Source organism: Robiginitalea rubriflava (genome assembly GCF_052540725.1).
Genome location: NZ_CP199309.1, coordinates 1,076,865 through 1,103,771, shown reverse-complemented (window position 1 = coordinate 1,103,771; position 26,907 = coordinate 1,076,865). Strand labels below are relative to the sequence as shown.

The 26,907-nt window shown below is 47.0% G+C and carries 22 protein-coding genes and 1 tRNA gene; 12 read left to right on the top strand and 11 right to left on the bottom strand.

Going from position 1 to position 26,907, the window contains the following annotated elements:
* Positions 1-21: 21 nt before the first annotated feature.
* Entirely contained in the window at positions 22-2,301 is a 2,280-nt protein-coding gene (locus tag ACT6NU_RS05105) for a TonB-dependent receptor (RefSeq protein ID WP_445383385.1), read from the bottom strand.
* Positions 2,302-2,392: 91 nt separating this feature from the next.
* Between ACT6NU_RS05105 and ACT6NU_RS05100 the strand changes: the two genes are divergently transcribed.
* Both ACT6NU_RS05100 and ACT6NU_RS05095 read left to right on the top strand, forming a co-directional pair.
* On the top strand, positions 2,393-3,055 hold the full coding sequence (locus tag ACT6NU_RS05100; RefSeq protein ID WP_445383384.1) for a metal-dependent transcriptional regulator: 663 nt from the start codon (positions 2,393-2,395) through the stop codon (positions 3,053-3,055).
* Entirely contained in the window at positions 3,052-3,873 is an 822-nt protein-coding gene (locus ACT6NU_RS05095; RefSeq protein ID WP_445383383.1) for a ZIP family metal transporter, read from the top strand. Before ACT6NU_RS05100 ends, ACT6NU_RS05095 begins: the two co-directional genes overlap by 4 nt.
* A 42-nt stretch (positions 3,874-3,915) precedes the next feature.
* Here the strand turns inward: ACT6NU_RS05095 and ACT6NU_RS05090 are convergent, their stop codons facing one another.
* Positions 3,916-4,428: a DinB family protein gene (locus ACT6NU_RS05090; RefSeq protein ID WP_445383382.1), complete on the bottom strand. Its 513-nt coding sequence runs from the start codon at positions 4,426-4,428 to the stop codon at positions 3,916-3,918.
* 158 nt (positions 4,429-4,586) lie between these two features.
* On the opposite strand from ACT6NU_RS05090, the gene ACT6NU_RS05085 reads away from it, so the two are divergent.
* From ACT6NU_RS05085 to ACT6NU_RS05075, 3 genes are all read left to right on the top strand, one after another.
* Positions 4,587-6,635, top strand: a complete 2,049-nt coding sequence (locus ACT6NU_RS05085; protein ID WP_445383381.1) for a S9 family peptidase — start codon at positions 4,587-4,589, stop codon at positions 6,633-6,635.
* The gene (locus ACT6NU_RS05080; protein WP_445383380.1) at positions 6,632-7,060 is read left to right on the top strand and encodes a hypothetical protein; all 429 of its coding nucleotides are present in this window, start codon (positions 6,632-6,634) and stop codon (positions 7,058-7,060) included. The genes ACT6NU_RS05085 and ACT6NU_RS05080 overlap by 4 nt, the downstream gene beginning before the upstream one ends.
* Before the next feature lie 84 nt (positions 7,061-7,144).
* Positions 7,145-7,558, top strand: a complete 414-nt coding sequence (locus ACT6NU_RS05075) for a DUF2141 domain-containing protein (protein ID WP_445383379.1) — start codon at positions 7,145-7,147, stop codon at positions 7,556-7,558.
* Between the two features lie 11 nt (positions 7,559-7,569).
* Here ACT6NU_RS05075 and ACT6NU_RS05070 read toward each other — a convergent pair whose 3' ends face one another.
* Positions 7,570-10,833, bottom strand: a complete 3,264-nt coding sequence (locus ACT6NU_RS05070; protein ID WP_445383378.1) for a S41 family peptidase — start codon at positions 10,831-10,833, stop codon at positions 7,570-7,572.
* Positions 10,834-10,925: 92 nt separating this feature from the next.
* Positions 10,926-11,339, bottom strand: coding sequence for a hypothetical protein (locus ACT6NU_RS05065; protein WP_445383377.1), 414 nt, complete (start codon positions 11,337-11,339; stop codon positions 10,926-10,928).
* Between the two features lie 107 nt (positions 11,340-11,446).
* Between ACT6NU_RS05065 and ACT6NU_RS05060 the strand changes: the two genes are divergently transcribed.
* Complete coding sequence (locus ACT6NU_RS05060; protein WP_445383376.1) at positions 11,447-11,839, top strand: DUF423 domain-containing protein; 393 nt, start codon at positions 11,447-11,449, stop codon at positions 11,837-11,839.
* A 149-nt stretch (positions 11,840-11,988) separates the two neighbouring features.
* On the opposite strand, the gene feoB is transcribed toward ACT6NU_RS05060, so the two are convergent.
* The 3 genes from feoB to ACT6NU_RS05045 all read right to left on the bottom strand — a co-directional run bounded on the left by feoB (position 11,989) and on the right by ACT6NU_RS05045 (position 15,200).
* Positions 11,989-14,199: a ferrous iron transport protein B gene (feoB, locus tag ACT6NU_RS05055; RefSeq protein WP_445383375.1), complete on the bottom strand. Its 2,211-nt coding sequence runs from the start codon at positions 14,197-14,199 to the stop codon at positions 11,989-11,991.
* Positions 14,196-14,429: a FeoA family protein gene (locus ACT6NU_RS05050; protein WP_445383374.1), complete on the bottom strand. Its 234-nt coding sequence runs from the start codon at positions 14,427-14,429 to the stop codon at positions 14,196-14,198. Before ACT6NU_RS05050 ends, feoB begins: the two co-directional genes overlap by 4 nt.
* Positions 14,430-14,525: 96 nt before the next feature.
* Positions 14,526-15,200: an SCO family protein gene (locus ACT6NU_RS05045; RefSeq protein WP_445383373.1), complete on the bottom strand. Its 675-nt coding sequence runs from the start codon at positions 15,198-15,200 to the stop codon at positions 14,526-14,528.
* Positions 15,201-15,367: 167 nt separating this feature from the next.
* Between ACT6NU_RS05045 and rseP the strand changes: the two genes are divergently transcribed.
* From rseP to ACT6NU_RS05025, 4 genes are all read left to right on the top strand, one after another.
* Positions 15,368-16,711, top strand: a complete 1,344-nt coding sequence (gene rseP, locus ACT6NU_RS05040) for an RIP metalloprotease RseP (RefSeq protein ID WP_445383372.1) — start codon at positions 15,368-15,370, stop codon at positions 16,709-16,711.
* Positions 16,712-16,880: 169 nt separating this feature from the next.
* Complete coding sequence (locus ACT6NU_RS05035; RefSeq protein WP_445383371.1) at positions 16,881-17,741, top strand: DUF4382 domain-containing protein; 861 nt, start codon at positions 16,881-16,883, stop codon at positions 17,739-17,741.
* A gap of 150 nt (positions 17,742-17,891) precedes the next feature.
* Positions 17,892-17,968 (top strand) — tRNA-Asn (locus ACT6NU_RS05030).
* Between the two features lie 138 nt (positions 17,969-18,106).
* The gene (locus ACT6NU_RS05025; RefSeq protein ID WP_445383370.1) at positions 18,107-18,388 is read left to right on the top strand and encodes a GIY-YIG nuclease family protein; all 282 of its coding nucleotides are present in this window, start codon (positions 18,107-18,109) and stop codon (positions 18,386-18,388) included.
* Positions 18,389-18,814: 426 nt separating this feature from the next.
* Here the strand turns inward: ACT6NU_RS05025 and ACT6NU_RS05020 are convergent, their stop codons facing one another.
* The 3 genes from ACT6NU_RS05020 to ACT6NU_RS05010 all read right to left on the bottom strand — a co-directional run bounded on the left by ACT6NU_RS05020 (position 18,815) and on the right by ACT6NU_RS05010 (position 20,480).
* Positions 18,815-19,942 (bottom strand): hypothetical protein, encoded by a 1,128-nt coding sequence (locus ACT6NU_RS05020; protein ID WP_445383369.1) that lies wholly within the window; start codon positions 19,940-19,942, stop codon positions 18,815-18,817.
* A gap of 124 nt (positions 19,943-20,066) precedes the next feature.
* The gene (locus ACT6NU_RS05015) at positions 20,067-20,306 is read right to left on the bottom strand and encodes a hypothetical protein (RefSeq protein WP_445383368.1); all 240 of its coding nucleotides are present in this window, start codon (positions 20,304-20,306) and stop codon (positions 20,067-20,069) included.
* Between the two features lie 9 nt (positions 20,307-20,315).
* On the bottom strand, positions 20,316-20,480 hold the full coding sequence (locus tag ACT6NU_RS05010) for a hypothetical protein (protein WP_445383367.1): 165 nt from the start codon (positions 20,478-20,480) through the stop codon (positions 20,316-20,318).
* Positions 20,481-20,719: 239 nt separating this feature from the next.
* Between ACT6NU_RS05010 and ACT6NU_RS05005 the strand changes: the two genes are divergently transcribed.
* Entirely contained in the window at positions 20,720-21,193 is a 474-nt protein-coding gene (locus tag ACT6NU_RS05005; protein WP_445383366.1) for a cupin domain-containing protein, read from the top strand.
* 47 nt (positions 21,194-21,240) lie between these two features.
* Here the strand turns inward: ACT6NU_RS05005 and ACT6NU_RS05000 are convergent, their stop codons facing one another.
* Positions 21,241-23,472 (bottom strand): hypothetical protein, encoded by a 2,232-nt coding sequence (locus ACT6NU_RS05000; RefSeq protein WP_445383365.1) that lies wholly within the window; start codon positions 23,470-23,472, stop codon positions 21,241-21,243.
* A 137-nt stretch (positions 23,473-23,609) separates the two neighbouring features.
* On the opposite strand from ACT6NU_RS05000, the gene ACT6NU_RS04995 reads away from it, so the two are divergent.
* Positions 23,610-26,861 (top strand): WD40/YVTN/BNR-like repeat-containing protein, encoded by a 3,252-nt coding sequence (locus tag ACT6NU_RS04995; RefSeq protein WP_445383364.1) that lies wholly within the window; start codon positions 23,610-23,612, stop codon positions 26,859-26,861.
* The last annotated feature ends 46 nt before the right edge of the window (positions 26,862-26,907 follow it).

Genomic DNA, 26,907 nt, shown 5'->3' with positions numbered 1-26,907 from the left:
TTCTGATTCAGGCTTTGCTCTTTAATTTATCCGGTACCGCATTCCTACAAACCCCCGAATCCCCTGGTTGGGTCCGTATACATATGAAGGGTCAAAGGTTAAGGCGTAAGGATTATCTGGCGTTGGAACGGCATTTCCCTGAGGATCGAAGGTAACATTCCGGTCGAAGGGATCGTTGGCCCGTGCAATAATAAAAGGATTCCCCCGGTTCGGGGTCCAGTCTAGCAGGTTTTTGATGCCGCCGTATATTTCGAAATTCGGGATGCCTTTATAGGTGAACTGAATATTCTGTATACTCCAGTAAGGGGAAAATTCCTCTCTGGGATCCAGCTCTCCCAGAAGGGGAAGCCTCATGGGGCCATAGAGGTTTCCGGTATAGTCCAGGCTCAGTTTAAGGGGCCGGATATCATAAGATACATTCCAGGTAGCCATAAAGCTTTCTGTAAGTATCTGCCGGCGCCTTACTCCATTTTCTTTATTGCTCACATCCTGCAGGGTTGCCCCCAATAGAATCTTGAGGCCGTTTGGAAATACGGCGTCCAGGTTTGCACTGATTCCCCTGGAAACAGAGGTGCCATCCAGGTTATCGTATATGATCTGGTTGGGATTGGTGTCGTAGTCCGGCAGGATCTGATTGGTAAAATAGGTATAGAACAGGGATGCGTCCAGCCCCAGGAACAGACCACTGCTGGCGTAGACTTTTTTCATATAATTCAGGTTGACGTTCCAGGTGCGTTCCGGTTGGAGTTCTTCTGCAATAACCACGTCCCTGGCACCTGTAAGGGCAGCGTGTTCTTCCGTAAACAGGTTTACCACCCGGAAGCCGGTACCGGCATTTAGCCTGAGAATATCAAAATCCGAAAGTTTCCACTTATAGGCCAGGCGGGGGGTAACAATATTACCATGCCTGTTGTCGTAATCGTATCGGAGGCCCAGCAGAAGGGAATGCGATGGGTTAAAGCTGTATTCATCCTGTACGAACAAGCTGGGGATCCATATTTCATCCGGCTTATTCAAGCCGCCGGAAGCCGTGGCAGGGGTGTTATCGTCATAGTAATTATAGCGGAGAGCCGATCCAAACAGCAGGTCGTGCTTGCCAGCCTCTTTATCCCAGGTTAGCTGGCTGAAGCCAATGCGCTGGTCTGCCAGGTAAGGGACATCCCCATAAACCGAATTTTGCCGGTGGTCATTGAAGGAGACCGACAGCATCATCTTTTCAGAAAAGGGGAGCTGATACTTGCCAAGCACTTCCCACCTGCGGGTGTAAATGCTTTCACCGTAAATTTCGTCTCCTCCCCGAAACTCAGGGGTCCATTGCATTTCCCCACCCCAGCGGTCTTCGTAAAAAAATCGGCCTGCCAGACTAAAAATCCGGCTCTTATCCCTACGGACATTTAGTTTCTGAAAAATAGAAACACGATCCTGCAGGGTTAGATCTGTAAAGTTATCACCATTCTGATCTATGGGGGTGTCGTATTTGAAATAGTTTAACCCGATCAGCAGGTCGGTTTTATCGCCCAGGCTGGCCTTCCCGCCCGCATCAATATTGTATTCACCCCAACCGGTTGCGAAGCCATCTGCAAACACTTCAGGAGCGCTGAGGGTGTTTTTGGTGATGACGTTGATCAGGCCACCAACCGCTTCACTGCCATACAAACTGGAGGCCGGGCCTTTTACAATCTCAATTTGCTCAATGATTGCATTGGGAATACCTGAAAGCCCATATACGGTACCCAGGCCGCTCACAATCGGCATCCCGTCAATGAGAACAAGCGTATAGGGTCCTTCAAGGCCGTTAATGTGGATGTCTCCGGTATTGCAAACATTACAATTGATCTGTGGACGGACCCCATTGACGAGTTGCAGGGCTTCGAAGATGTTTGGGGTTGGATTCTTCTTGATAAAAGTGGGGGAATACACCTCTACAGGAACCGGGCTTTCCGAGCGCCTGACGGCTTTTAAGGTCCCGGTTACCACCGTTTCATCCAGGCTTTCCGACTGATCCTCCAGCACTATTGTTAAAGGGGAAGCTGTTTCGCTGTCCAGGCGGACGGGTTTTCGGACGGTTTGATAGCCCAGGGCCGATACAATCAGGGTGTATTTGCCCTCCGGGACATTTTCTATTTCAAACCATCCCGAATTATCTGTAGCTGTGCCCTTTTTTAATTCTTTCAGGTATACATTGGCCAGCGGGACCGGTCCTTCGGGACCTCTAATATACCCGGACAGGTCAAGATCCTGCGCATTTGTAAGAAATGGAAACAGGATTAATATAAGTACTATTCTAAGGGTGTTGGCCACAAGTTTTACCTATTTGTAAATTAAAATTTAGACAAATCTAAAAATATGTTTTTATAAATAAAAATGTAACTTTGGAAATTAAATTCTGGAAGTGACACATTCGGAAGAAAATTACATCAAGGAGATCTACCATATCAGCCGTGCCGGGAAAGAGGTGGTTTCTACTAATGCCATAGCAACCAAGATGGAAACCAAGCCATCTTCGGTTACCGACATGGTTAAAAAGCTTGCCGAAAAAGACCTGCTGAACTACCGCAAATACCAGGGGGTATCCCTTACGGAAAAAGGGAGTCGGCAGGCCCTCAGAATCATTCGCAAACATCGCTTGTGGGAGGTGTTCCTGGTCGAAAAACTGGATTTCACCTGGGATGAGGTCCATGAGGTTGCCGAGCAATTGGAACACATTGAGAGTGAAAAGCTGATAGACCGTCTCGATGCCTTGCTGGAGTATCCGGATTTTGATCCGCACGGCGACCCCATTCCGGATAAAAACGGTCAGTTTAAGTCTCGTGAAAAAACGCTTTTAAGTGCCATGCCCGTAAACATATCCGGTATCTGCGTGGGGGTCAAAGATTCTTCAGCCCCTTTTTTAAAATTCCTTGACAAAAACCATATCGCCCTGGGGCAATCCATAAAAATTCTCGAAAAAGAAGCTTTTGACCAGTCCATGCTGATAGCCATTGGGGAACAAACCCTGCAGATTTCACATCTGATTGCTTCCAACCTTTATGTAAAACCAATACAAGAACCATGAATGAAGTAATCCAGTACTTTGAAAGCATTAACCCCGTGCTTGCGGCGTTTTATGCTACCCTGTTTACCTGGGGGCTAACCGCTTTGGGTGCTGCCCTTGTCTTTTTATTTAAAACGATGAACCGGGCTGTTCTGGACGGAATGCTGGGTTTCACCGGGGGGGTTATGGTTGCCGCGAGTTTCTGGAGCCTTCTGGCCCCTGGCATAGAAATGAGCCCGGGGGAAGGATTTATGAAGGTGATGCCTGCTGCTGTAGGTTTCCTGCTAGGGGCGTTATTTATCTTTGGCCTGGATAAGGTCCTTCCGCATATCCATATCAATTTTAAAGAAAGTGAAAAGGAAGGGATTAAGACTCCGTGGAGAAGAACTACCTTACTCACTCTGGCCATTACCCTGCATAATATCCCGGAAGGGCTGGCAGTAGGGGTCCTTTTTGGGGGAGTAGCTGCTGGTTTTGAAGGGGCTTCCATTGGCGGGGCCGTTGCCCTTGCTTTGGGTATTGGGCTTCAGAATTTTCCGGAAGGTTTTGCCGTTGCCATGCCCTTGAGAAGGCATGGATTAAGCCGCTACAAAAGCTGGTTATATGGCCAGGCCTCGGCGGTGGTGGAGCCGATTGCTGCTGTTCTGGGCGCCTGGGCCGTGATGACCTTTCAACCCATCCTTCCTTATGCCTTATCATTTGCGGCCGGGGCCATGATCTTTGTGGTCGTGGAAGAGGTGATCCCCGAAACCCAGCAGGACAAGTACACCGATATTGCAACTATGGGATTTATTGGAGGCTTTATTATTATGATGGCCCTGGATGTGGGCCTGAGCTAAAAAAAACCCGGCCTTGCGGGCCGGGTCAAACAGATTGTCAGATCAGTTGCTCCAGGGCGGTACCACACCGTTGGAACGGGCGTAGGCAATAAGCTGCCCTTTGTGTTCACCGTTGTGTTCCAATACAATTAAAAGGGCAGAGAGCCGGCTGAGTTTGGCAAAACCGAGATCTACTTCTTCCCCGAGCTTTTCAGCGGATTCCATGTTGATCTTCTCCTTAATGAAATCAGCAGATTTCGAATAAGCTTCAACAATGGCATCTTTGCCTTTTATGGTTTCCATAGACATCATGTCCACATCCTCGGGCGGTGCGTATCCCATTTTCATGGCAATATAGTAGTTGCTTGCTGCGGTGTGCAAGATGGTCTCCCCAACAGATCGGATACCATCTGCCGGGCGCCAGTCCATCTGTTCCTCATCAAAAGCCTGGGCGAGTTGCAGCGTCTGGCCCTGTACGCGCTCCAGCATTCCATTGATGCTGGCCGTTGTCATATCGCCCTGGGCGAAACCTGTATAAGCAAGTATCCCCAGGCAAAAGCACATTAATTTTTTCATAGGGTTGGAATTTAATTGGGTTAAAGTTGATCTATCCTTTTAAAGATAACAATAAGATTTAAGCGATTGGATTTGAGTACCACCTATTTTTTACCTTCAAACATTCTCTTTGCCAGGGATGTAGTATTTTTAGGATCGAATATGAAATACACTATGCTATGAAGCGCAATTGTCTCGTCTTTTTATTATTCCTGTCATTTGCATCAGCGCCTGGGCTTCGGGCACAGGAGTCTGTATTTGAAGCATTGGATGTTTTTGGCCTTCAATATGGCAGCGACCCGCAAATTCACCCTGATGGCGACTGGATTGTTTACAGGAGAATGGGATTTGATATCCTTGAAGACCGCGCAGTGGGAAATTTGTGGCTGCTCAAGACAGATGGCAGCAAGCACCAGAAACTTACATCCAGAGAGGTTTCAGAGTCCAGCCCCAAATGGTCTCCTTCAGGAGATCGGCTGGCATTCGTAAGTAGTACAGATGAGGGTTCTGAAATTTATATTTATTGGAAAGATAGCGGGCGGGTAGCCCGGATATCGCAACTCCCGTTCAGCCCTTCTTCCTTGAGCTGGGCCCCGGATGGATCGCAGCTCGCCTTTAGTATGTTTGTGCCTTCGGACGCTCCGGTCCTCGCCAAGATGCCACCCAGGCCCAAGGGGGCCAACTGGGCCGGTACCCCGCGGATAACGGACAGATTGTATCACGAGGCAGACGGGCGCGGCTATATCGCCCCCGGGTTCAGCCATATTTTTGTGATCCCGGCAGACGGAGGGGTGTACCGTCAGTTAAGTAGCGGAGATTTCAACCACAGGGGTTCTCTTTCCTGGTCTCCGGACGGGAGCAGCATTTATTTTTCTTCCAATCGGAATGAAGACTGGGAATATGACTTTCGCAACAGCGAGGTCTATCGTTTAGACCTGGCAGACGGACGAATTACAGCCCTTACCGATTCCGACGGACCGGACTCGGAACCGGTGGTTTCCCCTGATGGAAAGTATATTGTTTATAGGGGATATACCGATAAAAAGCAGGCACATCAGGTTTCTGCCCTGCGAATCATGAATATTGACGGTAGTGGAAAGGCGAATCTATACCCGGAGCTGGACCGAAGCGTGGGCGATCTAAACTGGGATGCCGGGAGCAAGGGCGTTTATTTTGCATTTGACGATGCCGGCAATACCAAGATCGGATATGTTTCGCTGAAAGGTAATTTCCGGAAAATAGGGGATAACCTGGGAGGAACTTCGATAGGGAGGCCCTATGGCGGCGGGTCCTACAGCCTGGCTCGCGATGGGCAAATAGCCTATACGTTTACGCGTCCGGAATTCCCTGCAGATATCGCGCTGATAGGAAAATCCGGAACCGCTCCAAAACGCCTGACCCAATTGAACAAAGGCCTTTTGGACCAGCGAAACCTGGGAAAGGTAGAAGAAATCTGGTACCGCTCCAGCGTAGATAATTACAATATCCAGGGTTGGATTGTCTATCCCCCCGATTACGATCCCGAAAAAAAATACCCCTTCCTTGTTGAGAACCACGGCGGGCCAATTTCCAATTACGGGGATCGCTTTTCAGCTGAGATGCAGCTATATGCAGCAGCGGGCTATGTGGTATTCTACCCGAACCCAAGGGGGAGTACCAGCTACGGGGAGGCCTTTGCCAACGAGTTGTATAATAACTATCCCGGGGATGATTACCAGGATGTTATGGATGGGGTAGACGCCTGCATTGCAAAAGGTATTGCCCACGAAGACCAGCTCTTTGTAACCGGGGGTAGCGCAGGGGGAATCATGACTGCCTGGATGATTGGGAAAAACAATCGATTTGAGGCTGCGGTAGTGGCAAAGCCTGTGGTGAACTGGATCAGCAAGACCCTGGTAGCCGATAATTACTTCTATTACGCGAATAGCAGGTACCCCGGGCAACCCTGGGAAAATTTTGAAGGGTACTGGAGCTTCTCTCCACTTTCCCTGGTCGGAAATATTGAAACGCCTACCATGGTTATGGTGGGGATGAATGATTTACGCACCCCTCCCAGCGAGGCCAAACAGCTTTATCACGCTCTGAAACTCCGGCAAATCGAAACCGTATTGGTTGAAATACCGGAGGCCAGCCATGGGATAGCCAATCGACCCAGTAATCTGATCAGCAAGATTGCCCATACCCTGGCCTGGATGGATAAATACCGTACGGACAAACAGGCAGAATGAAAAGGAAAAACAAAAAATGGTTTTGGAATGTAGTACTTGGCCTGAGTGTCTTACTCTCTTTACTGGCTTTTATGCTGCATTACCATAACTGGACCCGCCTGGAACCGGATCGTATGCAAATCATCTCCGGCTTTTATTACAAGGAACTGCCTTATAAGGATATCACTGCTGTGGAGTGGAGTCAAAAGTTGCCGCAGATGGAACGTGAGCATGGTTTTTCTGCAGGAAGCAGGGAAAAAGGAGTGTTTAAGGACTCGCTTTACCCGGATCGCAAGGTTTATGTTTATGTGGATGATCTGAGGCAGCGAAAGATAAAGCTCACTTATAGCGATTCTATGTATATCTACATGAATTTCACTGATTCCCTCGAGACTGTATCCATGTACCATTTGCTGCGCGAAAAAATAAAAGTCGGGGAAAACTGAATCTGGTTACCGCTCAGAATTTTATGATAGGGATAAGAATTTTTATAATTCCACGGGTTTATCTTTGCTGCAATTAAAGCGCTGATGAAAAATATCTTTTTCTTGCTTATTTTGATGACCCCCCTGGGAATTTTTTGTCAGAACACCCTGGAAGTAAGGATAGAAGGTGTGCAAAATTCCGAAGGCCTGATTCAGGTGGCCCTTTACAACCAGAAAGATGGATTTCTTAAAATAGAAGGGGTTTTTCGATCAGACAGTACCAAAGCAAAAAAAGGAACTACCCAATTGAAATTTGAGGATTTGCCCGACGGGGAATATGCCCTGGCCATTTTTCACGATGAAAACAGCAACGAAGCCCTGGACACCAACTGGATTGGGATCCCGCGGGAGCCCATGGGCTTTTCAAACTCCCGGATGAGGGCATTCGGCCCTCCCAGTTTTGAAGACTGCAAGCTTCAGATCCCATCCGTTTCAAGCATTTCTGTTCGGATAGAGTAGGGGCAGCAGTATTAACGTTCTCCCTGCGGATTTACCTGAAACCCATGCGGGCGTTTCCAGAGCACGGGTGCCGCCGGTTCTTTTGGTAGTGTAATTTCACCTTCTTTCAGAAGATCAAGGGCGACCTCAATGGCTTTTTCCAATTGCGGGTCTTTCCCTTCAGACACCATGGCAGGATCCTGAATGACCTCAATATCAGGACTAACCCCTTCTCCTTCAACAGCCCACTGGCCGTTCAGGTCAAAGAAACCACCCCTGGGAGCGACCATTCGTCCCCCATCGATAAAGCGGGGTGTATCCCAGGTACCCACCAGACCACCCCAGGTCCGGGTGCCGATGAGCGGACCCAGTTCTTTTGCGTGGAACATATAGGGCAATAAATCCCCACCTGAGCCTGAGCTTTCGTTGATAAGCATAACCTTGGGCCCCCAGATCCCTGCCATTGGAGTAGTCCAGGGGCGGTTGCTTTCGGTCTTGCTGTTAAAGTAGCCAAAGAGTTCCCTGTCCATAATATCTATCATATAATCCGCAGCGTAGCCACCCCCGTTGTTACGCTCATCAATAATTACCCCTTTACGGTCCTGTTGGGCAAAATAATACCGGTTAAAGTATTCAAACCCCCTTCCGGACGTGTTCGGGACATAAACATAGGCCAGTTTTCCGCCGGAGAGGCTGTCTACCTTCCTCCGATTCTCTTCAATCCAGTAAAAAGTACGCAGGCTGTTTTCATTGCTGACCGGCTTTACAAGCACATCTTTGGAAGTGTTCCCGCGGGCATCCTTGCCAATGGTCAGATAGATTTCCCGCCCGGCCGTTTGCTCCAGTAATTCAAAAGGGTTCATTCCTTCGCCTAACTCCCTTCCATTAACCGCCAGCAGATAATCCCCCTCACTGACCCCCAGACCGGGAAGTGCCAATGGGGCATATATTTCAGGGTTCCACTGCTCTCCATCGTATATTTTTTCAATGCGATAACGCCCGTTTTCCAATCTAAAATCACAACCAAGTAATCCTACGGGAACCCGTTCCAGGTCTGGCTGGTCCCCTCCCGAAACAAAAGAATGTCCTATCGCCACTTCACCGCTTAGAATATCTACTACATAGTTGAGGTCAGTGCGATGCCTTACGTGCTTAACCCATGGGGAATACCATGAATAAACGGCATCCCAGGGTGCCCCGTGAACATTATTCACATAGAGGAAGTCTCGCATAAAACGCCAGCCTTCCCGGAATATTTGTTTGTATTCTTCAGTAGGCACTACTTTTAGCCGGATGTCGGTTTTCAGGGATTCGGCACCTGAAAGGTCCTTATCGGCAGTTTTTCCAACTTTCCAGTCACTCCCCTGGTGGACCAGGATTTGTTCCTTGGATGCAGAGACCACAAAATCGGAAATCCCTTCCGCAAAGGTTTCAGGCTTTTGGTCCTCCACCTTGTATTTATGAAGGCGGGTTCCGGCTGAATTGGGAAGCTGCTCACTTATAAAAATGGTATTCTCCGGTCCTGCCTGCAAGCTGGTATAGACCCGTGCCGGAATGTCCAGCGCAATGATACGTTTGCCCAGCCCGCTGGCTTCAATTGTAACTGTTACCTTCTTTTCGGAAGAACCAGAACCTTCTTTGGTATCCGGGATCGTTTTGGCATTCTCCTTCACACCTTCTTCATCGCTCTCCGGAAGGTTCGGGGCTTTCCCATCAGCGGCTAGGACAAGAGCATAAAGGCTTCTGGTATAGGAGACATCAACAGAACTCATATCCAGCCAGCCGGATTGCAGCCCGTAGTCAGTACTGCCCAGAAAGTACAGGTAATTTCCTGAGGCATCCCAGGCAGGGCTGCTGGCGTCTGCCATCCCATCGGTTAGCTGAAGCGTTTTCCCACTCTGAATATTATAAGCAAATAGCGCCTTGAAATGACTATTCAGCTGCCTGCTGTAGGCAATCCATTTTCCATCCGGGGACCAGACAGGAGTCATCTCACGGTTAGGGTGGGCATATTGGTCTGATGCCACCTTGATGCTACTGCCTTTTTCCAGGTTCACTATCCAGATGTTGTAGTCCGTATCCGTAAATGCGATGTTTTTTTCGTCCGGGGACCAGGCAGGGCGAAAAAAGAATGTAGGTTGCGGCAGCGAATAGGTCCTTTCTTTTAGGCCCTTCTGGTCTGAAACCAGCAATTCATACTCGCCGGAAGCATCGCTGAACCAGGCAATTTTATTTCCTTTGGGGGACCATACCGGAAATCGGTCTGCCACCCCTGAGCTATTAGACAGGTTTCTCCAGCTTCCGTTTTCAACGGGAACACTGAAAATTTCACCCCTGTGTTCAAAAAGGGCTCTTTTTCCGTTCGGGGACAATTGCGGGTTGGAAAGTTGATTCCCTTCTACAGACTCCCAGCGCGCTCTTGCAAAATTCATGTCTCCCTGTACCTCAACCTGCAGTTGGCGGGTCTCATCCGAAGAAGGGTTTAGTAAATGCAGGTAGCCCCCCTGCTCATAAATGATTCCGGACGGTCCGGCATCCAAGCTTTTTACATCAAATTGTTTGTGGAAGGTGTGTTGTTTCTCCTCGCCCGACCCGGGGTTAAAAGACCAGATATTAGCTGCGTAATCCCTCTCGGAAATATAGAATACCTTTCCCTGGTACCATACGGGGTCCAGGTGCCTTTCCCTGTCTTTTTGTGGGGTTCGCTGAAGTTCCTTAGTTTCCAAATCTACAATCCAAACCGGCATGGCCTGTCCCCCGCGGTAGTTCCGCCATTCAGGGTCCCAGGGGTCAATGGGTGTGTAGGCGATATGTTCCCCGTCTTCAGAAATTTCACCATAGGCTGCCCTGGGAACGCCAACAGCCTGCGGCCAGCCTCCCTCAACCCCTATGGAATAAAGTTTGTGGATTGCGGTGGGTTGGGATTCCCGGGCGGAACGGAAAACAATTTCACCATCGGGTGTCCAGCCCTGCACAATGTCTGCCCCGGGGTGGAAGGTTAACCTTTTGGGCTCTCCCCCTGATGAAGGAATGATAAAGACATCCGTGTTTCCGTCATATTGTCCTGAGAAAGCGATGCTTTTACCATCAGGGGAAAAATGCGGGTAGGACTCACTCCCTTCATCAGACGTAAGCCTAATGGCGCTGCCTCCTTCAAGGGAGGTTTTCCAGAGGTCGTTTGCATATACAAAAACAACTGACTCTGAAGAAATGGTGGGTTGCCGCAGCAGTTGTGTTCCCTGGGAGTATCCGGCTGAAACAATAGTAAGCAGGAGGCAAACAAATAGTTTTCTCATAATAATTTAAGCGGTTTCAATAGATAAAACATTACACCTATCAAAAAGTGCAGGAGTTTTGACAAATTGGTGAGTGAGCAATGATAAACGGCCTATTCTCCATTGCGGGTTGTGATAACAATTACCCCATTAGAGCCTCTGGATCCATAAAATGAAGCATCTGCTCCGGACAAGGCAACGATTTTATCGACATCTACGGGCTGGACAACATCCCTTACCCGACTGTAGGAATTCCCGATGATTAATCCGTCAACTACATATAGGGGCTCCTGAGTAACCCCGGCCTGAAAGGAATTATTGTTTTTAACAAAAACGGGGACTCCGTTTTCCACAGCAATTCCCGGGATTCTCCTGATCCGGGTTATCAGCGGAATGACCGCACTGTTCTCGCGGTCCAGGCGCTTCTGTATATTTTCGCCATCTCCTGCAGAAGCACTTTTTGTAGAACTGCCACAACTGACGCTAAAAACAAGGGCCAGGCAGAGCAAATAAGGTATAATACGCATCCTTTATGAATTTATTTCAAGATATTTATTTCAGGAGGAAGAATCAAATTAATAATCGGATATCTTTAGAGCCTCCACCTACGGAATTTTTATAAGAAACAGACGCCATGGAACAAATATTAATTAGCCAGCTTTTTGCAGCGCTGTATGGGTTTACAGGGGTTTTACTGGGAGCTTTCGGAGCCCATGTATTGCGCAATAAACTGGAAGCACTGCAATTGCAGAGTTTCGAAACAGCGGTAAGGTATCAGCTTATTCATGCGGTTGTCCTGCTCGTACTCAGTTTTAACCTTAGTTTTACCACGGATCTGGATGTTTATATCAGCCGAGCTTTCATTTTAGGAACCTTCTTTTTTTCATTCAGTATATACGCCCTGGTCTGGAGCAATGCAAAAGGAAAGAAATGGCGTTTTTTAGGGCCTGTGACCCCTGCCGGAGGGTTAATGTTGCTACTTGGTTGGGCGCTGTTGGGATATTCCTTTATTGCGAACCTGTTGTGAATCAGTGGCACCCGCAATCCGGGCCGCAATCGCCTGATTTTTTGCCTCCCTTCCTTTTATTCAAGCCCGACCATACATACTTACGCAGCAAATAGCCAACTGCCAGGATCACAATTATATAAACCAGAATATGCTGCAGGGTCCACATCTCAGCTCAGAATTTGATAAGCGGCAAAAGCAACAACATAGGCAAAGGAACTCATCAGCACTAATTGTAAAATAGGCCACTTCCAGCTATTGGTTTCGCGTTTAACGACCGCCAGGGTACTCATACACTGCATGGCAAAGGCGTAGAACAATAAAAGAGAAATCCCGGAGGCCAGGTTAAACAAGGGTCTTCCGTTTTGTTCATTTACTTCTGCTGCCATACGGTTTTTGATCGTCTCTTCTTCATCACTTCCCACACTGTATATAGTGGCCAGCGTGCCTACAAAGACCTCCCTAGCCGCAAAGGAAGTGAGCACGGCAATACCTATTTTCCAGTCATAGCCCAGGGGTTGTACAAGTGGTTCAATGCTCTTTCCCATTTGCCCGATTAGGGAGTGTTCCAGTCGATAGCTCGATACTTCCTGTCGTACCGCCCTGTTTTCCAGTTCAGACCTGAGTACCTGCAGGGAATCGGCCTCTATCTGAGCTGACTGCGGCAGTGCTGCTTTGTACTGCTCAATTTTATCCTGAATATAGACCTGACTGTTTGCATTTAAACCCTGCCTTTCTACACGTTCTTTTACAATTTCTTCTGCATTGAGGAAATCCTCAGAGAACCCGTTGGATCCTAAAAACCAGAGTACAATAGAGATTGCCAGGATAATTTTTCCTGCACCGTATACGAAGCTCTTGGTCTTTTCTACCACCGTATAGAATACGTTTTTCAACAACGGTAATTTGTAATTGGGCATTTCTACTACAAAAAAGGTCCGGCTTCTGATCTTTAGCACCTTGTTCAATACAGCCGCCGACAGAATTGCCGCCCCAAAACCGATCAGATATAATAGCATCAGAGTTAAGGCCTGGTAGCTCATGCCCAGAAATCGACCCTCCGGAATTACCAGAGCAATGATGATGAGGTAAACCGGGAGCCTGGCGGAACAAGTTGTAAAAGGAGTCACCAGAATGGTGATCAGTCGTTCTTTCCAATTCTCTATATTTCGGGTGGCCATCACCGCCGGGATCGCACAGGCAGTTCCTGAAATAAGGGGCACCACGCTTTTACCACTGAGGCCGAAAGGCCGCATAAGCCGATCCATAAGAAAAACGACCCGGCTCATATAGCCGGATTCCTCCAGTATGGATATAAAGAAAAACAGGAAGGCGATCTGAGGAATAAAAATCACTATTCCGCCAATTCCGGCAATGATTCCTTCCGCAATCAAATTGGTCAGCACTCCAGAAGGGAGTGTATCCTTTACCCATTCACTGGCTGTGGCAAACAGGGCATCTATAAAATCCATCGGGACACTGCTCCAGTCGTAAATAGCCTGGAAAATGGTAAGCAGGATTACAAAAAAGATCAGGTATCCGAATACCTTGTGGGTTAAGATCTTATCAAAACTCGCCCTAAGTCCTTTGGCTGCCGCAAGATCCACCTTATAGGTTTCTTTGAGGATACCGTTTATAAATTGATATCGCAAGATGGTTTCTTTGTGCTGCAGCCGCTTCAGTTCGCTTTTGGATTTGATGCTGAAACTTGCAGTGGAAACGGCCCCATGCTTTTCGATAGGTGTAAAATTGACGTCTTGGGTGATCACGACCCAAAGCTTGTAAAGGTCTTCCTTTGGAAAGGCTTTTTTAAGGCGGTCAAAATAATCCGGAGCAATTACGGAAATATCGGTACAGGGGGCGGCGGGAATTTCCCTGAAGGATTCTATCTGGCGTTTTAGTTGGTCCAGACCCTGATTTTTTCGGGTGCTTACCAGTGAAATTTTGGTGTTCAGTTTCTTTTCCAGGGCCGCTACATCCAGGCTGATACCCTTGCGGGACATCCTGTCTGACATATTGATGACCAACAAAGCGGGGATACGCAAATCTTTAATCTGGGTAAATAATAACAGGTTGCGCTTGAGGTTTTCGACATCGGTAACCACCACGGCCACGTCGGGGAAATCAGGGGCATTCTTGTTTAATAGCAATTCAACTACCACACTCTCATCCAGGGAGGTTGTATTGAGGCTGTAGGTTCCCGGAAGGTCCAGGATATGGGCCTTAATCCCCCTGGAAAGTTTACAGATACCCTGTTTTTTTTCGACTGTAATCCCTGGGTAATTGCCAACCTTTTGTTTGAGGCCGGTAAGGGCATTAAAAACAGATGTTTTACCTGTATTTGGATTTCCAATCAAGGCTACCTTAATGTCCTTGCTCATGATTCTATGGGTTCCAGTTCAATTTGCAAGGCCACCGTGCGTCTTATGGCGATGTGCGATCCGTTCACATTGATATAGATAGGATCCTGTAAGGGGGCTATCTGTATCATCTCTACTTCATTTCCAGGGAGGCATCCCAGTTCCAGAAGTTTGATGGGCAGTAAGTCTTCTGAAAACTCTTTGATAATTCCCTTCTGTCCGCGCTTTAAGTGTGCAATGGTAAGACTCAATTCTTATTTAGATTGATTTTAAGTAAGCACAAAAATAAGGGAAAATACCTAACCCGGCATGCCATTCCGGTAAAAAATAAAGAGCAGGAAAAGGAGCTATTGCCGATACGAGCGCTTTAACATGGCAACGTCTTCAAGTAGTCGCTCCATATCTTCCCGCTTGGTGCCGTCATAGGTTCCGCGGATCCGTTTTTCTTTATCGACCAGGATAAAATTCTCGGTGTGTATCATATCATAGGGCCCGCCATCCCCATCTGTTTTAACTGCCAGATACGATTGACGCGCGAGGCGGTAGATTTGTTTTTTATCTCCGGTAACCAGATTCCATTTCGAATCAATAACCCCTTTTTCCTCTGCGTACCTTTTGAGCTGGGCAACCGAATCCCTGACCGGGGTCACCGAATGGGAGAGCAGTAAAATTTCATCATCTTCCCGGAACTGCTCCTGCAGGTAGCCCATATTTTCTGTCATGATCGGGCAAATAGTAGGGCAGGTGGTAAAAAAGAAGTCTGCAATGTAAATTTTATCCTTGTAATTATCCTGGGTTACGGTATCCCCATTCTGATTGATTAAAGAAAAGTCTGCAACACGATGGTATTTTTTGATATGGTTCATTTCCGCATCTACCAATTCCGGGTTGAAATCTGCCGGCTGGTATACGGGCAGGGTCTTTTTAGGTTGTAAGGCATTGTAAAAGAGATAGATAATAACTGCAGACATCCCCAGCATTACCAGCGCAAACCATTTGAATTTTGAGAAAAAAGAGCGCAACAGAAAAATTTTTTACAAAGGTACGATTCCGGAAATACACGGTCAACCCGCAGAGGCCATGAGTGCTGCTAAATGTTTCTTAAAGTGGGGAGGAGGTCTGGATTTTACTTTTGTAAGCCCTTATAAAAGTGTACTTTTGTGCGTTTTCATAAAAATCAGAGCCAGAAATGTCACCCATCCTGATACAAGCCCTTCAATTCCTGTTAAGCCTGTCGCTTTTGATCGTCTTACACGAAATGGGGCATTTTATTCCCGCCAAAGCCTTTAAGACCAGGGTTGAAAAGTTCTACCTCTTTTTCGATGTAAAATTTTCGCTCTTTAAAAAGAAGATAGGCGAAACCGTGTATGGCATTGGATGGTTGCCTTTGGGAGGCTATGTAAAGATAGCCGGGATGATTGATGAAAGCATGGATACCGAACAGATGTCTGCACCCCCAAAACCCTGGGAGTTCCGCTCCAAACCGGCCTGGCAAAGACTTATCATTATGCTGGGAGGGGTTACGGTGAATTTCCTGATCGCGCTTATTATCTACATTTTCGCTTCTTATTATTACGGGGATTCCGACATTTCCACCGACAGCATCAAAGACGGTTATTGGGTAACCAATCCGGTCTTTACGGACCTGGGAGTTCAAACCGGGGACAAGCTGGTGGCCATAGACGGGCAGAGGTATGAAAACTATTCTGATCTGAGAAGAAACCTGATAACGGCTGAACAATTTACCATTGAGCGGGATGGACAGCCTATGCAGATAGATCTTCCGGAAGACTTTCTGGGAAAACTGAGTACGGGGGAAGATGTCTCTTTCTTTGAACTGCGTATTCCCTTTATGGTTGGCATGGTCCCTGACAGTTCCCATAACAAGGCTGCTGGCCTTGAGAAAGGTGATCTATTTAAAAGGATTGACACCCAGCAGGTAAGGTATTTTGATCAGGTTCCCCCGGTACTTGAGGGCTACAGCGGGCAAACGGTTGAGGCTGTTGTGCTCAGGGATGGAAATGAAGTATCGCTTCCCCTCAAGGTTAATGAAGAAGGAAAGCTGGGAATTTTACCCGGAGGCACTTACAAGCAGTTTGAAGAGATGGGGTATTTCAGCATTCAGCAGAAGAAATACGGTTTCTGGGAAAGTTTCGCAGTTGGCGGGCAAAAATTTGTCAACCAGATTTCGGGCTACTGGCTGCAACTGAAAAAAATATTTACCCCAAGCACAGGTGCCTACAAGGGTGTTGGAGGCTTCAAGGCTATATTCGATATTTTTCCCGATACCTGGAGCTGGCAGGCGTTTTGGGGCATCACTGCCTTTCTTTCCATAATGCTGGCCGTACTGAACTTGCTGCCGATCCCGGCCCTGGACGGTGGGCATGTAATGTTTTTACTGTACGAAATGATATCCGGACGCAAACCCAGTGATAGATTTATGGAGTATGCCCAGATGGTTGGTTTTTTCCTGCTGCTGGCCCTCATCCTTTTTGCTAACGGAAATGATATCTACAAGGCCATTTTTAACTAAGCTAAGTAAGACTTTTTCAGAGTTATAAACACTGTAAAACAAGCCTTTAGCGTTTGCTTTGCTGCATTTCATCGAAATTTCTTTAGAAAACCACTAAGCTTTTATAGTTTTAATAGTTGTTTTGGGGTAAAAACCAAACAATTAGCCCTAATCTTAAAAGTAACGACCTATGAAAATGCTCAAGAATTTTCTTTTGGCCTCTGTGGCCCTCCTTTTCTTTTTTGGATGTTCCAGATACGGAAATGAATTGCAATACGCTCAGGTTGGTTCTATCAAACTACAACTGACCGATGCGCCTTTTCCTTATGAACTAATTACCGAGGCAAACATAACAATCACCAAAGTGGAGGTGCGTCTCAAGGAGGAGGGAACTGAAACCGAGGAAGGCGGTACCAGCTTTGAAACCTTGTTTGAAGGCTCTGAAACCGTTAACATGATGGAGCTTACCAATGGTGTCATGCTCAATATGGGCGAAACAGAAGTACCCGTAGGAATGTATGACCTGGTCCGGGTATATGTTACCGATGCCAGTATCAAACTAACAAATGAATCCGTCTACGAAGTAAAAGTACCCAGCGGCAGCCAAACGGGAATTAAAGTGTTTATCAAGCCTGAACTGGTAGTGGTAAGTGAGTTGAGTGAAGATTTGATGCTGGATGTTGACCTCAGCAGATCTTTTGTGCTTCAAGGAAACCTGGATACCCCCGCAGGAGTTACCGGTTTCAATTTCAAGCCGGTTCTTCGCGCCAAAAATATGAGTAGTACCGGGAGCCTTTCCGGAACCGTTACCGAGTTGGTTGAAACGGTCCCAACTGCGGTTGAAGGAGCAGAAGTAAGTATTTTGGTCGATGGAGAAGTTTATACAACCACATCTACAGATCCCTCAGGTGGCTACACCGTCCCAGGGCTTGATCCGGGTACCTACACAGTAACTGTAAATAAAACCGGTTATGCTGAAACTGAAGCTGAGGTAAGTATTGCAGTAGCAAACCTAACCACCCAGGACTTTGAGATTAGCCTGCAACCGTAGTAGTTGAGAGAATAATATAAACAGACCGGGCCCAGGCCCGGTTTTTTTGTTTTTTATCAGTGTAAAAAACCCCAAGATTCTTTGTTTTCTTAATTGTATAATTTTAAAAAACAATTATATTTGCATCCGCTTTTAATAGCAAGAACATATTCCTCCTTAGCTCAGTTGGTTAGAGCATCTGACTGTTAATCAGAGGGTCCTTGGTTCGAGCCCAAGAGGGGGAGCCATGAAGCAGAGCAGAGCTCGCTTCATGGCGATGAAGTGAACATCCGTTCTACTTCATCGCCAGAACACTTCAAAAGCCCTGTTATTTTCAGGGCTTTTTTTATGCAATTAACTTGCTGAAGCTGGAAGTATATTGGACTATGATACTTCCATTTTGCGTTTATGTTCTTCAAAGTGAAAAAGACCTGCTACTTTATCATGGGTTCACTACGAATCTGCAGGAAAGATTAAAGAACCATAATAAAGGAAGAACCCCAAGTACGTCAGGCAGAATCCCACTTAGATTGATCTTTTGCGAATTTTTCCTTTTGAAAGGCGATGCATTACGCAGGGAAAAATATTTTAAAACTACACAAGGGAAAAGAATGTTGAAAATAATGCTTCGAAATACCCTAGAATTCACAGATTATCCTAATAGATAAATGCGCTATTACATAAAATAAAAAAGTCTTTTATATGATTTTAGGCTGGGCTCTCGCCAGCGCACCACCTGGCCCCTCACTTTTAAAGATCCACCGGATCTTTAAACTTCTTCGAAGACGTTCGGTCCGGTTCGAGCCCAAGGGGGGGAGCCAGGAAGCAGAGCGAAGCTCGCTTCCTGGCCCAGAAGTAAACGTTAGTTCTACTTCAGGGCCAAAAGAGTCTAAAAGTCCTGGTATCGCCAGGACTTTTTTGTTTTGTCCACGCAGAGCGAAGCTCGCTTCCTGGCAGTGAAGTGAACATCCGACTTACTTCATTGCCAGAACACTATAAAGCCCTGAAAATATCAGGGCTTTTATTTATATCCGCAATTCAGGATTGAACTGCCGGAGTCATTGAATAATTAGTTTTCTAACGGTTCCGCGATATTATTCATGCGTGAGTATTTTCTTGGCATATACAACCCTCATCGTAAGGGCTCCATAGGTAATGGCCAGCACCACTATAGAGAGGACGATGCCCGCAAATGGGATCATAGTGAGTGCCCGCAATACAACCACAAAGAACAATGCTAAGAGGGTAACCGTCCAAAAGCCCCAGGCTTTGTCTTTCTTGTTTCGCAAATAATACGCCAGCATCAAGGCGGCGATCATTTGACCCAGTAAAAGGCTGAATATAAAGACAGCAGCTGTAAAGAGCCCTAAAGGGATCCCTATCACCATCAGGAAGGCAATTAAAATGGCTATCGGAATCCCGATCAGGTAGATCAGGCCTACGCCAAAATGTTTCAACCAGTGGTGGTCCAGGTCTCCGACTGCGTTTGAAAAGGCATCTTTAAAGAGTGCGTGTAATACCAGGATAACGAGAAATGAGGACAGAATATAAAATAGCCACATTTTTAAGGACTTGGTGCCCAAGGTGGTCATGGAAAGGTCTGAGGCATCATCTGCCAGGTCTTCATTGAATTGAGCTTCAGTGAGTACCAGTGCCGTATTGAAGTCTATTTCCCCGTCCTCAGAATAATATTGAACTTCATCGAAGAATTTGGCCTCAGGGCCAATGCTCAGGTCTTCGACAATTATTTTTGAAGTTCCTATAATGCTTCCGTCTATCAGGACATCGCCCCCTTTGACAGTCATATCCCCAAATACCTTGCCCATCATGTTGATTTTGCCTCCGGCACACCTGAGGTTACCACGGACTACGGCATTTTCGGTAAGGGTTACTTCCCCTCCGAAGATGATCAGGTCATCTCCTATTTCGGAATCGATGGTAGCCCTGCCAAAAGCCAGTCTGGCGTCATCGGCCACGTATCCGCTCAGATAAAGTTCACCTCCGGCTGCGGTAAGGTCACCATTCACACTGTCATTCACAGTGAGCTTTCCTCCGGCAATAACGAGATCGCCATGTACTACGGCATCAACCTTGATGGTTTCTCCGGCTTGGTAGGTATCATCTGTTTGTGTTTCATTAATCCGAATCTCATCGCTGTTTTCCATTTGGCCAAGGCATGCCATAGCATAAAAAGCGGCAAGTAAAAAAATCTTGGTTTTCATCGGTACTAAGCTTTATAAGTTCAATACCAAAAGTATTGGCTATGAGGTTTTTAGGCAATGATGAAGGTCATCATCATCCATTTAATTCCACCGCTCCCTTAAAGTTGGAACGAAATGGCATTGTTCATTTCAAATCCGCATAACTGCCGCCCCAGTCCAGTCCTCCGCCCATTCCACTGCACCCGCCAGCGACACAAATAATTATGCCAATCACTAATATACCTCCCACAATAATTAGGGTCCAGGCCCACCAGGGTAATCCTTTTTTCATCAGTACGGCCTTCACCTCATCTGTAGTAATTAGCAATTTCACATCTTCTCCGGGATTCTCTTTTACCCCGTAGAACTGGCCGTCCGAGTACATGATATATTTCTACTCATGAGAAGCTTCATCAACGGTAGTTACCTTTACCGCTTTTTCATTTTGCACAGCTTGTTCCAGTGTTACAGGGGTTTTATAGCTGCTACAACTTTGTAACAGGATTAGACCTGAAAGAAACACTGCGATGGCCTTAAGCCTTCTCTTTAGATTTTTCATGGTAATAGGTTTTCTAATAAATGTATCGCTCAGAGGTTATTTGGGCAATGATCTTTATCAAACCAATGAAGTGTGATTTAATATTTCTTATTCGAGCTTTGCCAGACCTGCTTGTTGATTTTAAGAGGATATTAGCGGCTATAGATTCTATAAAAAGGGGTCCAAATGAGATAAAAAATTATGATGGATTTACATTTGTGATATCCGTATTTTAGTACCTTATCTTCAAAACCATTGTAATGAAAAAAACTGTCTTCAGTCTACTATGTTTGCTACCCCTTTTCGGATTTACCCAAAACTCAGAATATCAGGTATCCTCTTATTTGGAGGAAGGCACAAAAGCCCCCAACACCCATTATATAGGGGAGGCCTGGCTCAATGGTTTGCTTCGGGCAGATGAAGATTTAAGCTATAACATCACAAAAGCCACCTTTAAAGCAAATTCAACTCTGGACTGGCATAAACACGCTACGCCGCAGGTGCTCATCATTGTCGAGGGTGTGGGATATTATCAGGAAAGGGGTAAAGAACCAATTCTTATGAAGGTTGGGGACGTTATCAAATGTGATAAGGACACGGAGCACTGGCATGCTTCCTCAAAAGAAAATGATGTTACCTATCTGGCTATTTATGGAGGCTACCAACCGACCACCTGGACCGAAGTGCTTACTCAGGAAGCCTATGACGAAGTAGCTCAAAGCCTCAAAAACTAAATAGGCTAAACCGTTTCTATTTTGTAAATATTCCTGCTGCAGGAACCTTATTTGATATACTTGGAAGTAAGGGTATTAACAAAGAGTATGTTGCCAATACGATCATAGCCTTCAAAGAGCTCAATGCTGTTTTCAGATTTCATCATGCTGCCGTGAAAACCGATCAGGGTAAGGTCTGCATCACTTGAAATATCATTGATTATATCTCTGCGATTTACGCCCAGTTCTATAGGGAGAACCTTGATATTATGAGAAGAAATAGGTAATCTGCCACTGGAGGTCAGCTCGGTCAGGTGGTCCTGTTCTTCTTTCAGGTCTTTTTCGGGGAAGGTTGCAAAAATCTTTATCTCCCCTTTGTTCCAGTCGGGATGCCCGAGAATTATATAAGACAGCAGTATCATCAGGTTGGCATTCTCGTAATCCTCCCTCCGGATCCAGATATGTATGTTTTTTTTGTAGCCAAAACCTTTATCTGAACTTGCCAGAATACACAGGTCGTATTCAACTACTTTGAAAATACTGTAATTCTCAATGACCTCAGCCAACCATTCACGCTCTCCTTTTTTAAATTCAAAAAGCATGGTATTATTGGGCTGCCCCGATATCCCGGGCTGCTGTATGGCCTGTGCAATGGCTCCTGTACTGGAGGGGGAAACAATGGTTTCGATAAAAAGGTTGGATTTACTCGAAGAAGCCACCTCAATGAGCTTGCGTAAATCTTTTTGTGATTTGGCCCGTGTTTTTTTCGACAAATACCCCTGTTCAAAATGGATATAGGTGCCAAAACCATACCGGTAGGAAATCCATTTCATGACCTCCAGGGCGCCGTATCTCTTAAAACTGTCTTTGGAAAGGCATAGGATGGCCGGGCGCCAGTACTCCTCCGTATTCTCCTTTTCTGACTTTTGAAGAAATACCTGTACACTCCTGCTGAATTGGTAGATTACCCCCTGGAATATTTTAGCCATCCCCTTTTGGTTATCCCCCTTGTAGGTGATGTATAAATACAGCAACACCATTACGAAAAGAGCGGTAACGGCGTACCCAGTATTTATTTTAAACATCAGGTAAATGCAAATAATGGCTCCGAATAAGGACAAGTACCATTTGGACTTGAAGGAAGGCCTGTAGGAGGGGTCTGCTGCAAAATGCTGCATAAAGGAAATCAGACAAAGCGAACCATAGGTTACCATAAAGAACATGGTAATGATTTCGGCTACGGCATTTACATCACCCATCAGGACAAAAAGGATGGCAATCAGGCTGGTGATGATTGTTGCATTCCTGGGCTCATTGGTTTTGGTTCCCTTTCCCACCCAGAAATTGACAAACCTGTTTGGGAATACCTTATCCTTCCCGATTGCCTGCAGGGTCCTGGGGGCTACCATAAAAGAACCCAAGGCCGATGAAAGGGTCGCTGCTGCCAAGCCGATGGGGATTATCGGCCCCCATATAGCAATCTTACTCATAATTAACTGGTCGTTTACCAGTGCTTCGGGGCTTGCGGAAGAAGCAAGTTTATACGCTATAAATACGTACACTACCATACCCACGATTGTAGCTGTCAGGGTCCCCAAAGGGATTGATTTCTTAGGGTCCTTCAGGTCGCCGGATAACCCCACCCCTGCTGTCATTCCTGTAAAGGCAGGGAATATTATGGCAAAAACATAGAAAAAGCCATTCCCTTCGGACAGGCTTTCGAAAAGTTTGGAATTGTCAAAAACTTCAGAATAGGGCGTTGAACCTAAAAAGAAGAATATCAGGGATATAATAAGAATACTCACTACTACATATAAGGCCTTCATCCCCAGATTGGCTCCTTTGGATATCATGAGCCAGATCATAAGGACCAGGGCCGGGATACTGAACAATCGATTGTCGTACAATTCATAACCAAATTGGTCCATCACCCAGGGCTTAATGGATTCGAAGGCTTCTGCGAAAGCTATGATATAAAAGGCCACACTAACGGCCTGGGAAAGGTATAGCGTGATTCCAATGGCCGCCCCAATGTTGAGGCCAAAGGATCTGGAGATTATAAAGTATTCACCGCCTCCTTCCACCTTTTGATTGGTGGCGATTTCAGCCAAGGCCATGGCAGTTGGAATGGTAACCATATGGCCAACCAGAACAATAAGCAAGGTTCCCATAAACCCTACAGAACCCACTGCAAATCCAAACCGCAGGAACATTATAGCACCCAATATGGTTGAGATTGCTGTTAGGAAAACAGGCAGGGTTCCGAATTTGGCCTTTTGTATTTTAAGTGTTTCGCTCATACCTGTAATGAAGTTAATCTGCAACGGCTTAAAAACAAAGGAATGATTCAATTTTATGGCCCTTTCTGTTTTGTTTTTAAGATTCCATAATCCATGATTTATTTGCTACATTTAGGGCCCTAAAAAATATCAGCACTATGAAACGCACCACTCCTCTATTACTGGGCGCCCTTATGATTTTCCTTTGCGCCCCACTACAAGCACAACGAAAAAATAGTAAGACCCCCGAAAAAAAGGATGAGTTGCCTCTGCAGGCCTTTTCCTTCCGTAACATCGGGCCCGCCTTTCTTTCAGGAAGGATTGCGGATATTGCGATTCACCCTGAAGACGACAACATATGGTATGTTGCCGTGGGTTCCGGCGGTGTCTGGAAAACCGAAAATGCAGGGACCACCTGGACCCCCTTATTTGACCAGCAGAGTTCCTATTCCACAGGCTGCGTTACTATAGACCCGAATAACCCTTCCACCATTTGGGTAGGATCAGGGGAAGACGTAGGTGGCCGGCATGTTGCCTACGGGGATGGAGTCTACCGCTCAAAAGATGGCGGCAAGAGTTGGGAAAACCTGGGCCTTAAGGGTACAGAACACATTGCCCGCATAGTTGTACACCCAGATAACAGCGACGTGGTCTGGGTTGCTGCTCAGGGACCCCTCTGGAATAAAGGAGGCGAACGCGGGGTTTACAAGACAATTGATGGTGGAAAAAACTGGAAACGGGTTCTGGGGAATTCCGAATGGACCGGAGCCACCGATCTGATCATGGACCCAAGGGACCCAATGGTTTTATACGCGGCCACCTGGGACCGGCACAGGACTGTTGCTGCTCTTATGGGAGGCGGGCCCGGATCGGGGATCCATAAATCCACAGATGGTGGAGAGACCTGGATGGAGCTGACCAATGGGATACCCAAATCCAATAAGGGTAAAATAGGGTTGGCCATTTCCCCTCAGCAACCGGATGTCCTTTACGCCGCTATCGAACTGGACCGAAAAACAGGAGGTGTTTTTCGCTCTGCAGACGGGGGGGCTTCCTGGAAGAAAATGTCCAACACGGTATCCGGAGCCACCGGACCGCATTACTATCAGGAATTGTATGCAAGCCCGCATAAATTTGACCGGCTATACCTGATGAACGTGCGTGTGCTGACCTCAGATGACGGAGGGAAGACCTTTGTGCAGCTTAAAGAGGAGGACAAGCATTCAGATAACCACGCCATAGCGTTCAAAAAAGACGATCCGGATTATCTGATGATAGGTACGGATGCAGGAATATATGAAAGCTTTGACCTGGCGGAAACCTGGAAGTATCATAAAAACCTCCCGCTGACTCAGTTTTATAAGGTTGCCGTGAATAACGCAGAGCCGTTTTATCATATTTTCGGGGGAACACAGGATAATGGTTCTGCCGGTGGCCCATCGGCTACGGATGAAAGGGAGGGAATTGCCAACAAGCACTGGTACAAGACCCTTTTTGCAGACGGGCACCAGTCTGCAACCGACCCGGTTTACAATGATATCATCTATGCCGAAACCCAGCAGGGAGGCCTGCACCGGGTAGACCTCAGCACAGGAGAACAGGTGTTTATCCAGCCCCAGGCCCGCAAGGGCGATCCGCATGAGCGCTTTAACTGGGATGCTCCTATCCTGGTATCTCCCCATAACCCGGCCCGGCTGTATTTTGCCTCTTACCGTGTCTGGAAGTCTGAGAACCGCGGGGATGATTGGACCCCTATTTCTGGAGACCTGACCCGAAACGAGGAACGACTCTCGCTTCCCATTATGGGGCGGCAGCAATCCTGGGACAATGCCTGGGATGTAAACGCCATGTCTAATTACAATACGATTACCTCCCTGAGTGAATCCCCGCTGCAGGAGGGCTTGCTCTACGCAGGAACGGATGATGGATTTATTCAGGTTAGCAGTAATGGCGGCGGGGATTGGACCCGAATCCCGGTAACCCGCCTGGGGCTGCCCGGACGCAGCTTTGTAAACGATATCAAGGCAGATTTGCACGATGTGAACACTGTATATGTGGCCCTGGACAATCATAAGGAAGGCGATTTCAGCCCTTACCTCTTTAAAAGTACAGACCGCGGACAGACCTGGAGGTCCCTTTCAGGTGATTTGCCGGAGCGAACCCTGGTTTGGCGTATTGTTCAGGACCATGTTGATAAAAACCTCTTGTTCGCCGCCACTGAATTTGGGGTGTATGTTTCCCTGAATGGAGGGGTAAATTGGCAAAAACTCCCGGGAACGCCAAACATGGGCTTTCGGGATCTGGTGATCCAAAAACGCGAAAATGACCTGGTGGCTGCCTCTTTCGGACGCGGGTTTTATGTTCTGGATGACTATAGTGCCCTTCGTGAATTTACGCCGGAGAACCTGAAGGCCAGTGGGAAACTGTTTGCGCCACGGACTGCAAAATGGTATATCCCCAGAAGTAATTTGGGGAATACAGGAGCCGATTTTTATCTGGCCAAAAATCCGGAATTCGGAGCGGTATTTACATATCATTTGGCGGATGAATTTACCACTGCAAAAGAGGCTCGTCAGAAAGCTGAAAAAGAAGCCAATAAGAAGCAGGAGGATATTCCATTCCCTGGCTATGAGGTCCTTGATGAAGAAAACAGTGAACAACCCACAAGGGTTTGGATTACCATCAGGGACCAGGCAGGCAATATAATTCGTCACTTGCAGGAAAAAGCCCAAAAGGGAACCCACCGCCTGGCATGGGATTTACGACATGCCAGTACAGGGGCTATTGATCCGGAAACCAGCGGGGGTGGTGGTTGGTTTAGCCGTGGCCCACTGGCGGTTCCGGGGACCTATTCGGCAACCCTGGCCCTGGAGAAAGAGGGAAAAGTAACACAACTGGGAGAACCGGTCTACTTTGAGGTAAAACCCATCCGCGAAGGGGTTCTCGGCGGTATGGATTACGATACTTATAGCCAGTACCGTCAGGAACTGGAATCTGTACAACGGCAATTGGAAATGCTTAGTGACCGCTTTGATGAGGCCGAAACGGCCCTTAAGGGCTTCAAAAAGGCCCTGGGGCTAACCCCGGCTTCGCCAGCCAATTTGGCTGCTGACGTTTTTGAACTGGAAGAAGCCATCCGTGAACTCAAAATCCAAACGGAAGGAAGCCCTGCCAGAGACGAGATAGGGGAACGCAACCCCCCATCCATACAGTCGCATTTCAGCACTGCCTATCGCGGGATGACTACCTCCTATGGCCCTACTGCCCTGCACCGCAGGAGTCTTGAAATAGCCAAGGCGATGCTGGCGGAGGTCGCTCCTGAAATCAATAAAATCTCAGAGCAGATGATACCTGCATTGGCACAGAAATTTAAAGATGCCGGAGCGCCTTATATAAAAGGTCAGGAATAAGTTTAATGGGTACCGATAAGAAAAGCACCGGCAACACCCGGTGCTT

Coding starts and splice junctions, on each gene's coding strand:
- feoB (WP_445383375.1), bottom strand. CDS start 14,199: ATGAGCAAGGACATTAAGGTAGCCTTGATTGGAAATCCAAATACAGGT.
- ACT6NU_RS05020 (WP_445383369.1), bottom strand. CDS start 19,942: ATGAAAACCAAGATTTTTTTACTTGCCGCTTTTTATGCTATGGCATGC.
- ACT6NU_RS05010 (WP_445383367.1), bottom strand. CDS start 20,480: ATGAAAAATCTAAAGAGAAGGCTTAAGGCCATCGCAGTGTTTCTTTCA.
- ACT6NU_RS05095 (WP_445383383.1), top strand. CDS start 3,052: ATGAATGAAGTAATCCAGTACTTTGAAAGCATTAACCCCGTGCTTGCG.
- ACT6NU_RS05080 (WP_445383380.1), top strand. CDS start 6,632: ATGAAAAGGAAAAACAAAAAATGGTTTTGGAATGTAGTACTTGGCCTG.
- ACT6NU_RS05000 (WP_445383365.1), bottom strand. CDS start 23,472: ATGAGCGAAACACTTAAAATACAAAAGGCCAAATTCGGAACCCTGCCT.
- ACT6NU_RS05085 (WP_445383381.1), top strand. CDS start 4,587: ATGAAGCGCAATTGTCTCGTCTTTTTATTATTCCTGTCATTTGCATCA.
- ACT6NU_RS05090 (WP_445383382.1), bottom strand. CDS start 4,428: ATGAAAAAATTAATGTGCTTTTGCCTGGGGATACTTGCTTATACAGGT.
- ACT6NU_RS05025 (WP_445383370.1), top strand. CDS start 18,107: ATGATACTTCCATTTTGCGTTTATGTTCTTCAAAGTGAAAAAGACCTG.
- ACT6NU_RS05075 (WP_445383379.1), top strand. CDS start 7,145: ATGAAAAATATCTTTTTCTTGCTTATTTTGATGACCCCCCTGGGAATT.
- ACT6NU_RS05005 (WP_445383366.1), top strand. CDS start 20,720: ATGAAAAAAACTGTCTTCAGTCTACTATGTTTGCTACCCCTTTTCGGA.
- ACT6NU_RS05035 (WP_445383371.1), top strand. CDS start 16,881: ATGAAAATGCTCAAGAATTTTCTTTTGGCCTCTGTGGCCCTCCTTTTC.
- ACT6NU_RS05015 (WP_445383368.1), bottom strand. CDS start 20,306: ATGTACTCGGACGGCCAGTTCTACGGGGTAAAAGAGAATCCCGGAGAA.
- ACT6NU_RS04995 (WP_445383364.1), top strand. CDS start 23,610: ATGAAACGCACCACTCCTCTATTACTGGGCGCCCTTATGATTTTCCTT.
- ACT6NU_RS05070 (WP_445383378.1), bottom strand. CDS start 10,833: ATGAGAAAACTATTTGTTTGCCTCCTGCTTACTATTGTTTCAGCCGGA.
- rseP (WP_445383372.1), top strand. CDS start 15,368: ATGTCACCCATCCTGATACAAGCCCTTCAATTCCTGTTAAGCCTGTCG.
- ACT6NU_RS05065 (WP_445383377.1), bottom strand. CDS start 11,339: ATGCGTATTATACCTTATTTGCTCTGCCTGGCCCTTGTTTTTAGCGTC.
- ACT6NU_RS05060 (WP_445383376.1), top strand. CDS start 11,447: ATGGAACAAATATTAATTAGCCAGCTTTTTGCAGCGCTGTATGGGTTT.